This is a genomic window from Shigella sp. SIG6, assembly GCF_053555815.1.
The window spans coordinates 1-8,349 of the sequence record NZ_JBQZXC010000142.1; the positions used below are offsets into that span (position 1 = coordinate 1).

5 protein-coding genes and 2 pseudogenes are annotated in these 8,349 nt (G+C 49.7%); 5 read left to right on the top strand and 2 right to left on the bottom strand.

Features of this window, described 5'->3' with window-relative positions:
- Nucleotides 1-143 (bottom strand): annotated as a pseudogene (gene yjdI / locus ACUU1M_RS17175) (4Fe-4S mono-cluster protein YjdI); the annotation flags it as partial.
- A 161-nt stretch (nt 144-304) separates the two neighbouring features.
- Here yjdI and ACUU1M_RS17180 point away from each other — a divergent pair.
- The 5 genes from ACUU1M_RS17180 (at nt 305) to ACUU1M_RS17200 (ending at nt 7,039) form a co-directional block, all read left to right on the top strand.
- Nucleotides 305-1,936, top strand: a complete 1,632-nt coding sequence (locus ACUU1M_RS17180; RefSeq protein ID WP_001216447.1) for a sensor histidine kinase — start codon at nt 305-307, stop codon at nt 1,934-1,936.
- Nucleotides 1,933-2,652 carry a two-component system response regulator DcuR gene (dcuR, locus tag ACUU1M_RS17185; RefSeq protein ID WP_000611281.1) on the top strand — a complete coding sequence of 240 codons (720 nt, stop codon included), beginning with the start codon at nt 1,933-1,935 and terminating at the stop codon, nt 2,650-2,652. The genes ACUU1M_RS17180 and dcuR overlap by 4 nt, the downstream gene beginning before the upstream one ends.
- Nucleotides 2,653-3,222: 570 nt before the next feature.
- Nucleotides 3,223-4,563 (top strand): anaerobic C4-dicarboxylate transporter DcuB, encoded by a 1,341-nt coding sequence (dcuB, locus tag ACUU1M_RS17190; RefSeq protein ID WP_069892418.1) that lies wholly within the window; start codon nt 3,223-3,225, stop codon nt 4,561-4,563.
- A 77-nt stretch (nt 4,564-4,640) separates the two neighbouring features.
- Nucleotides 4,641-6,287, top strand: a complete 1,647-nt coding sequence (gene fumB / locus ACUU1M_RS17195) for a class I fumarate hydratase (RefSeq protein ID WP_000066675.1) — start codon at nt 4,641-4,643, stop codon at nt 6,285-6,287.
- Nucleotides 6,288-6,409: 122 nt separating this feature from the next.
- Complete coding sequence (locus ACUU1M_RS17200) at nt 6,410-7,039, top strand: DUF2238 domain-containing protein (RefSeq protein ID WP_000198728.1); 630 nt, start codon at nt 6,410-6,412, stop codon at nt 7,037-7,039.
- 138 nt (nt 7,040-7,177) lie between these two features.
- On the opposite strand, the pseudogene melB reads toward ACUU1M_RS17200, so the two are convergent.
- A pseudogene (gene melB, locus ACUU1M_RS17205) lies at nt 7,178-8,275 on the bottom strand (melibiose:sodium transporter MelB); the annotation flags it as partial.
- Between the last annotated feature and the right edge of the window lie 74 nt (nt 8,276-8,349).

Consider the following 8,349-nt stretch of genomic DNA (forward strand, 5'->3'; position numbering starts at 1 on the left):
CACGACTTTCGTTTGAGATTAAATAACTTGCCGTTGCCACGTACGCAATTGCCAGAATGCTGACATATCGCAGTGTTGAAATAGACATCGATCTTTTCGCCGGTATAACAGCGATAACCCCCGTCCAGTAGCGCCTGATCCATGACCTTCCCTCTCTCATCAGTATGATTATCGCTATAAGCATAGCACTGGCAGTTTCCGTTGCCAGAGTCTCTTCCCCTATATAGCCAATCATTTTTACTCCCTTTGAATTACCCGCCTCATCAGAGATAATGCTTAAGAAATTTGTCACACAAGGAAGCTGATGAGACATTCATTGCCCTACCACATATTACGCAAACGTCCGATGAAATTGAGTACCACTGTGATCTTAATGGTCAGCGCGGTACTGTTCTCGGTGCTATTGGTGGTGCATCTGATTTACTTCTCGCAAATCAGTGATATGACGCGAGACGGGCTGGCCAACAAGGCACTGGCAGTGGCGCGTACCCTCGCCGACTCGCCGGAAATCCGTCAGGGCTTGCAGAAAAAACCGCAGGAGAGTGGCATCCAGGCCATCGCGGAAGCCGTGCGCAAACGCAACGATCTGCTGTTTATTGTCGTTACCGATATGCAAAGTCTTCGCTACTCACATCCTGAAGCCCAGCGTATTGGTCAGCCATTTAAAGGTGATGACATCCTTAATGCGCTGAATGGCGAAGAAAATGTCTCTATCAATCGCGGTTTTCTGGCGCAGGCTTTACGCGTATTTACCCCCATCTACGATGAAAATCATAAACAAATTGGCGTGGTGGCGATCGGCCTTGAGTTAAGCCGCGTGACCCAACAGATCAATGACAGTCGCTGGAGCATTATCTGGTCGGTATTATTTGGCATGCTGGTCGGACTGATTGGCACCTGCATTCTGGTTAAGGTACTGAAAAAAATCCTTTTCGGCCTGGAACCCTACGAAATCTCCACGCTGTTTGAGCAACGCCAGGCCATGTTGCAGTCTATCAAAGAAGGCGTCGTTGCCGTGGACGATCGCGGCGAGGTCACGCTGATCAACGATGCCGCACAAGAATTGCTGAATTACCGTAAGTCGCAGGACGATGAGAAACTGTCGACGCTCAGCCACTCATGGTCACAGGTGGTAGATGTCTCGGAAGTGTTACGCGACGGTACGCCGCGCCGCGACGAAGAGATTACGATTAAAGACCGGCTATTACTGATCAACACCGTTCCGGTGCGCAGTAATGGCGTTATCATCGGTGCCATTTCAACCTTCAGGGACAAAACTGAAGTTCGTAAACTGATGCAGCGACTCGACGGTCTGGTCAACTATGCTGACGCACTTCGTGAACGATCCCACGAATTTATGAATAAATTGCATGTGATTCTCGGATTATTGCATCTGAAGAGTTATAAGCAGTTGGAAGATTACATTCTCAAAACAGCCAATAACTATCAGGAAGAGATTGGCTCTCTGCTGGGTAAGATCAAATCTCCGGTTATCGCTGGTTTTTTAATCAGCAAGATTAACCGCGCGACCGATTTAGGCCATACGCTGATTTTAAACAGTGAAAGCCAGCTGCCAGACAGCGGCAGTGAGGACCAGGTCGCGACGCTGATTACCACATTGGGAAATCTGATAGAAAACGCGCTGGAAGCATTAGGGCCGGAACCCGGTGGCGAAATTAGCGTAACATTGCACTACCGTCACGGCTGGCTGCACTGCGAAGTTAACGATGATGGACCGGGGATCGCACCCGACAAAATCGATCACATTTTTGACAAAGGTGTCTCGACAAAAGGAAGCGAGCGAGGCGTCGGTTTAGCACTTGTCAAACAACAGGTAGAAAATCTCGGCGGCAGCATCGCCGTGGAATCGGAACCGGGGATTTTCACACAATTTTTTGTCCAGATACCTTGGGACGGGGAGAGGTCGAACAGATGATCAATGTATTAATTATCGATGACGACGCAATGGTCGCGGAGCTGAATCGCCGATACGTAGCACAAATCCCAGGCTTTCAATGCTGTGGAACAGCCTCGACGCTGGAGAAAGCCAAAGAGATTATCTTCAATAGCGATGCGCCTATCGACCTGATATTGCTCGATATCTATATGCAAAAAGAGAACGGGCTCGATTTACTGCCTGTCCTGCATAACGCGCGTTGCAAAAGTGATGTGATTGTCATCTCCTCCGCAGCCGATGCGGCAACCATTAAAGATTCGCTGCATTACGGTGTCGTGGATTACCTGATCAAACCCTTCCAGGCTTCCCGCTTTGAAGAGGCGCTCACCGGCTGGCGGCAAAAGAAAATGGCGCTGGAAAAACATCAGTATTATGACCAGGCCGAGCTTGATCAGCTAATCCACGGCAGCAGCTCCAACGAACAGGATCCTCGTCGCTTGCCAAAAGGCTTAACGCCGCAGACGTTACGCACGCTGTGCCAGTGGATTGACGCGCATCAGGACTATGAGTTTTCAACCGACGAGCTGGCTAACGAGGTTAACATCTCGCGTGTTTCCTGCCGAAAATACCTCATCTGGCTGGTCAACTGCCACATCTTGTTCACCAGTATCCATTATGGCGTCACGGGGCGTCCGGTTTACCGTTACCGTATTCAGGCAGAACACTACTCACTGCTGAAACAATATTGCCAATAACGGATCGCTGGTTATCTGTAAGTAATAATTATTACCGTAATGCAAAATACCCCTGGCACAAGTTACATCGTTAATCAGTAAAACTTGTGCCAGATCAAATATAATTATCCCTCCATCATCGTTAAAAATTAATATCTCTTCAGATGAACGGTGTTTTTAATTTCAAAACGATAACAAAAGTTAATTAACTATTATGTCACCCGCATTATGTGTATTTTTACCCACAAATGGGTAGATCATATTAATCTATAAACCTAATGATATCTGCCCTGAGAACAAAAAATAGACCGATAAATATCAATAAGATAACAGCAAACAAAACATTAACATCTGCGCAGTACAAACTATAAACCCATCGCCAGAGAGTTTTTCTCTCTGAAAAAGCCGCTTATCACAGTGCATAAATTTGCCGCTGCTTTAATCAGCCAATATTCACTGTGAGGTATTTGCTAAAGCCGGTAACGACCAAACGGATATTTAGTCAGGCTCTGAAAACAGTTCATACAAAACAGAACGTGACTGTGATCTATTCGGCAAAAATTTAAATAGGATTATCGCGAGGGTTCACACATGTTATTTACTATCCAACTTATCATAATACTAATATGTCTGTTTTATGGTGCCAGAAAGGGTGGTATCGCGCTGGGTTTATTAGGCGGTATCGGTCTGGTCATTCTGGTCTTCGTCTTCCACCTTCAGCCAGGTAAACCACCAGTTGATGTCATGCTGGTTATCATTGCGGTGGTGGCGGCATCGGCGACCTTGCAAGCTTCGGGCGGTCTTGATGTCATGCTGCAAATTGCTGAGAAGCTGCTGCGCCGCAACCCGAAATATGTCTCAATTGTCGCGCCGTTTGTGACCTGTACACTGACCATTCTTTGCGGTACGGGTCATGTGGTTTACACCATTCTGCCGATCATCTACGACGTCGCCATTAAGAACAACATCCGTCCGGAACGTCCGATGGCGGCAAGTTCTATCGGTGCACAGATGGGGATTATCGCCAGTCCGGTGTCGGTTGCGGTCGTGTCTCTGGTTGCGATGCTGGGTAATGTCACCTTTGATGGTCGCCATCTTGAGTTCCTCGATCTGCTGGCAATCACCATTCCATCGACGTTAATCGGTATCCTGGCGATCGGTATCTTCAGCTGGTTCCGCGGTAAAGATCTGGATAAAGACGAAGAGTTCCAGAAATTCATCTCCGTACCGGAAAACCGTGAGTATGTTTACGGTGATACCGCGACGCTGCTGGATAAAAAACTGCCGAAAAGCAACTGGCTGGCAATGTGGATTTTCCTCGGGGCAATCGCTGTAGTCGCCCTTCTTGGTGCTGATTCGGACCTGCGTCCATCCTTCGGCGGCAAACCGCTGTCGATGGTACTGGTTATTCAGATGTTTATGCTGCTGACCGGGGCGCTGATTATTATCCTGACCAAAACCAATCCCGCGTCTATCTCAAAAAACGAAGTCTTCCGTTCCGGTATGATCGCCATCGTGGCGGTGTACGGTATCGCATGGATGGCAGAAACCATGTTCGGTGCGCATATGTCTGAAATTCAGGGCGTACTGGGTGAAATGGTGAAAGAGTATCCGTGGGCGTATACCATTGTTCTGCTGCTGGTTTCCAAGTTTGTAAACTCTCAGGCTGCGGCGCTGGCGGCGATTGTTCCGGTCGCGCTGGCGATCGGCGTTGATCCGGCATACATCGTGGCTTCAGCACCGGCTTGCTACGGTTATTACATCCTGCCGACTTATCCGAGCGATCTGGCAGCGATTCAGTTTGACCGTTCCGGCACTACCCACATCGGTCGCTTCGTCATCAACCACAGTTTTATTCTGCCGGGGTTGATTGGTGTGAGCGTATCGTGCGTCTTCGGCTGGATCTTCGCCGCGATGTACGGGTTCTTATAAATGCACTTTGCGTGCCGCCCGTGACTACGCGGCACGCCATTTTCGAATAACAAATACAGAGTTACAGGCTGGAAGCTATGTCAAACAAACCCTTTATCTACCAGGCACCTTTCCCGATGGGGAAAGACAATACCGAATACTATCTACTCACTTCCGATTACGTTAGCGTTGCCGACTTCGACGGCGAAACCATCCTGAAAGTGGAACCAGAAGCCCTGACCCTGCTGGCGCAGCAAGCCTTTCACGACGCTTCTTTCATGCTCCGTCCGGCACACCAGAAACAGGTTGCGGCTATTCTTCACGATCCAGAAGCCAGCGAAAACGACAAGTACGTGGCACTGCAATTCTTAAGAAACTCCGAAATCGCCGCCAAAGGCGTGCTGCCGACCTGCCAGGATACCGGCACCGCGATCATCGTCGGTAAAAAAGGCCAGCGCGTGTGGACCGGTGGCGGTGATGAAGAAGCGCTGTCGAAAGGCGTCTATAACACCTATATCGAAGATAACCTGCGCTACTCGCAAAACGCGGCGCTGGACATGTACAAAGAGGTCAACACCGGCACTAACCTGCCTGCGCAAATCGACCTGTACGCGGTAGATGGCGATGAGTACAAATTCCTTTGCGTTGCGAAAGGCGGCGGCTCTGCCAACAAAACGTATCTCTACCAGGAAACCAAAGCCCTGCTGACTCCCGGCAAACTGAAAAACTTCCTCGTCGAGAAAATGCGTACCCTCGGTACTGCAGCCTGCCCGCCGTACCATATCGCGTTTGTGATTGGCGGTACGTCTGCGGAAACCAACCTGAAAACCGTCAAATTAGCAAGCGCTCACTATTACGATGAACTGCCGACGGAAGGGAACGAACATGGTCAGGCGTTCCGCGATGTCCAGCTGGAACAGGAACTGCTGGAAGAGGCCCAGAAACTCGGTCTTGGCGCGCAGTTTGGCGGTAAATACTTCGCGCACGACATTCGCGTTATCCGTCTGCCACGTCACGGCGCATCCTGCCCGGTAGGCATGGGCGTCTCCTGCTCCGCTGACCGTAACATTAAAGCGAAAATCAACCGCGAAGGTATCTGGATCGAAAAACTGGAACACAATCTAGGTCAGTACATTCCACAAGAACTGCGTCAGGCCGGTGAAGGCGAAGCGGTGAAGGTCGACCTTAACCGCCCGATGAAAGAGATCCTCGCCCAGCTTTCGCAATATCCGGTTTCCACTCGTTTGTCGCTCACTGGCACCATTATTGTGGGTCGAGATATTGCACACGCCAAGCTGAAAGAGCTGATTGACGCCGGTAAAGAACTTCCGCAGTACATCAAAGATCACCCGATCTACTACGCGGGTCCGGCGAAAACCCCTGCCGGTTATCCATCAGGTTCACTTGGCCCAACCACCGCAGGTCGTATGGACTCCTATGTGGATCTGCTGCAATCCCACGGCGGCAGCATGATCATGCTGGCGAAAGGCAACCGCAGCCAGCAGGTTACCGACGCGTGTCATAAACACGGCGGCTTCTACCTCGGTAGCATCGGCGGTCCGGCGGCGGTACTGGCGCAGCAGAGCATCAAGCATCTGGAATGCGTCGCTTATCCGGAGCTGGGTATGGAAGCTATCTGGAAAATCGAAGTAGAAGATTTCCCGGCGTTTATCCTGGTCGATGACAAAGGTAACGACTTCTTCCAGCAAATCGTCAACAAACAGTGCGCGAACTGCACTAAGTAACCTCTTCGGCCCAGCGCCTGGCAGCATGCTGCCAGGTGATCCCCCTGGGCCACCTCTTTTGCGATTGTAATTTCATGCTTGCTGGTGAATAGTCAGTATTTTCCCTGACTTGCGAACTCACCATGACCCGCACACTCAAGCCGTTAATTCTTAACACCGGCGCACTGGCGCTAACGTTAATCCTGATTTATACCGGCATTTCGGCCCATGACAAACTCACCTGGCTGCTGGAAGTGACACCGGTGATTATCGTCGTGCCGCTACTACTTGCCACCGCCAGACGTTACCCGTTAACGCTGCTGCTCTATACGCTCATCTTCTTTCACGCCATCATCCTGATGGTAGGCGGGCAGTACACCTACGCGAAAGTCCCCGTTGGTTTTGAGGTGCAGGAATGGCTGGGGTTGAGTCGTAATCCGTATGACAAGCTGGGGCACTTTTTCCAGGGGCTGGTGCCTGCACTGGTGGCACGAGAAATTCTCGTTCGCGGGATGTACGTGCGCGGACGTAAAATGGTGGCGTTTCTGGTCTGTTGCGTGGCGCTGGCGATAAGCGCGATGTATGAATTAATCGAGTGGTGGGCGGCACTGGCGATGGGCCAGGGAGCGGATGATTTTCTCGGTACCCAAGGCGACCAGTGGGACACGCAATCCGATATGTTCTGCGCGCTGCTTGGCGCATTAACGACAGTGATATTGCTCGCTCGCTTTCATTGCCGCCAGCTACGGCGCTATGGCTTGATAACCGGATAACAACGTGCACTTTGTTGATGCCGGATGCGGCGTGAATTCCTTATCCGGTCTACAAAATTTGCAAATCCAAAGCATTACATTAAGACGTGGCCTGATAAACATATCGCATCAGGCCATTTTCGTTAGCTATTGTCCACGTCAGGCTTTCACATCACTCACTGCACCGACCGGAATATCAGCATGAACAGGCTCGGGCGGTACTTTGCGATATTTATCCAGCAGATGAATCTGGATCCTGCGCAGCGTGTCGCCATTGAGGCGATAGAAACGGAAGTAGAGAATCAGCGTTACCATGAAAAACAGAGTCGGTAGAGCAATCATAATAAACTGCATACCTAATAGGGCTTGCGTAGACTGTTCAACATTCGGTACATAGCCAATCATCCCTAACACAACCGCAATGAAAAAAGCCGCAAAGGCTGAACCGCCCTTCACCACCATAGTCTGCACGGAGTAAGCGATGCTTTCACAGCGTACGTGCAGTTTATATTCACCGTAATCAACGGTATCTGCCACCATGATGACCTGTAATACCCAGAAAAGCGCCGTTCCCACATTCAGCAAAATACCCGCAATCACAATGAGGACGACGTTGTGATAGCTCATTAATGCCATTAACAGGAGAACACCACAGCTTAACACCGGAAGAATAGATGCTCCGGCCCATAAAATGCGTCGGGATAATGATTTAACTAAGCGTGGGAAGAATACTAACGTCACCAGGTTAGCAGCTCCCGCATACGACAGATAATAGGGGAACAAATCCGCATCACCGATAACATATGAGAAATAATAGATAGCAAATCCGGTAATAATATTGCTGGCTACATTATAAGCAAGAGCCATACCCAAGAGGCATGAAAGCTGATCGTTTTTATAAATAAGCGCAACGATGGCTTTAAGTGTCAGATGGCTTCCTTCAGCAGACGATTGATTGTCTGACGAAAAGACTTCATGCACATTGCGCAGAGTGATGATGGTTGAAACAATAAAAAAGGCGATCAATACCAGAGTGAACATCTGAAAGCCAAATCCCCGATCGCCACCGCCGACATAATTAACAAATGGTAGCGTCACACCTGCCGTAACAAAGCCTGCCAGACTGGCAAAAAAACGCGGATAAGGAACCAGTTGTTCGCGTTCACGTTTATCGAGCGTGATGGTTGGAACCAGCGACCAGAAGGGAATATCCATAATGGTGTAAGTCATGCCCCAGAGGATGTAGGTCACGCAAACTAGACTGGCCCCCTGAATCTCCAGACAACCAGTATCACTTATTTAAGTGATAGTCTTAATACTAGTTTTTAGAC

Coding starts and splice junctions, on each gene's coding strand:
- fumB (WP_000066675.1), top strand. CDS start 4,641: ATGTCAAACAAACCCTTTATCTACCAGGCACCTTTCCCGATGGGGAAA.
- ACUU1M_RS17200 (WP_000198728.1), top strand. CDS start 6,410: ATGACCCGCACACTCAAGCCGTTAATTCTTAACACCGGCGCACTGGCG.
- ACUU1M_RS17180 (WP_001216447.1), top strand. CDS start 305: ATGAGACATTCATTGCCCTACCACATATTACGCAAACGTCCGATGAAA.
- dcuR (WP_000611281.1), top strand. CDS start 1,933: ATGATCAATGTATTAATTATCGATGACGACGCAATGGTCGCGGAGCTG.
- dcuB (WP_069892418.1), top strand. CDS start 3,223: ATGTTATTTACTATCCAACTTATCATAATACTAATATGTCTGTTTTAT.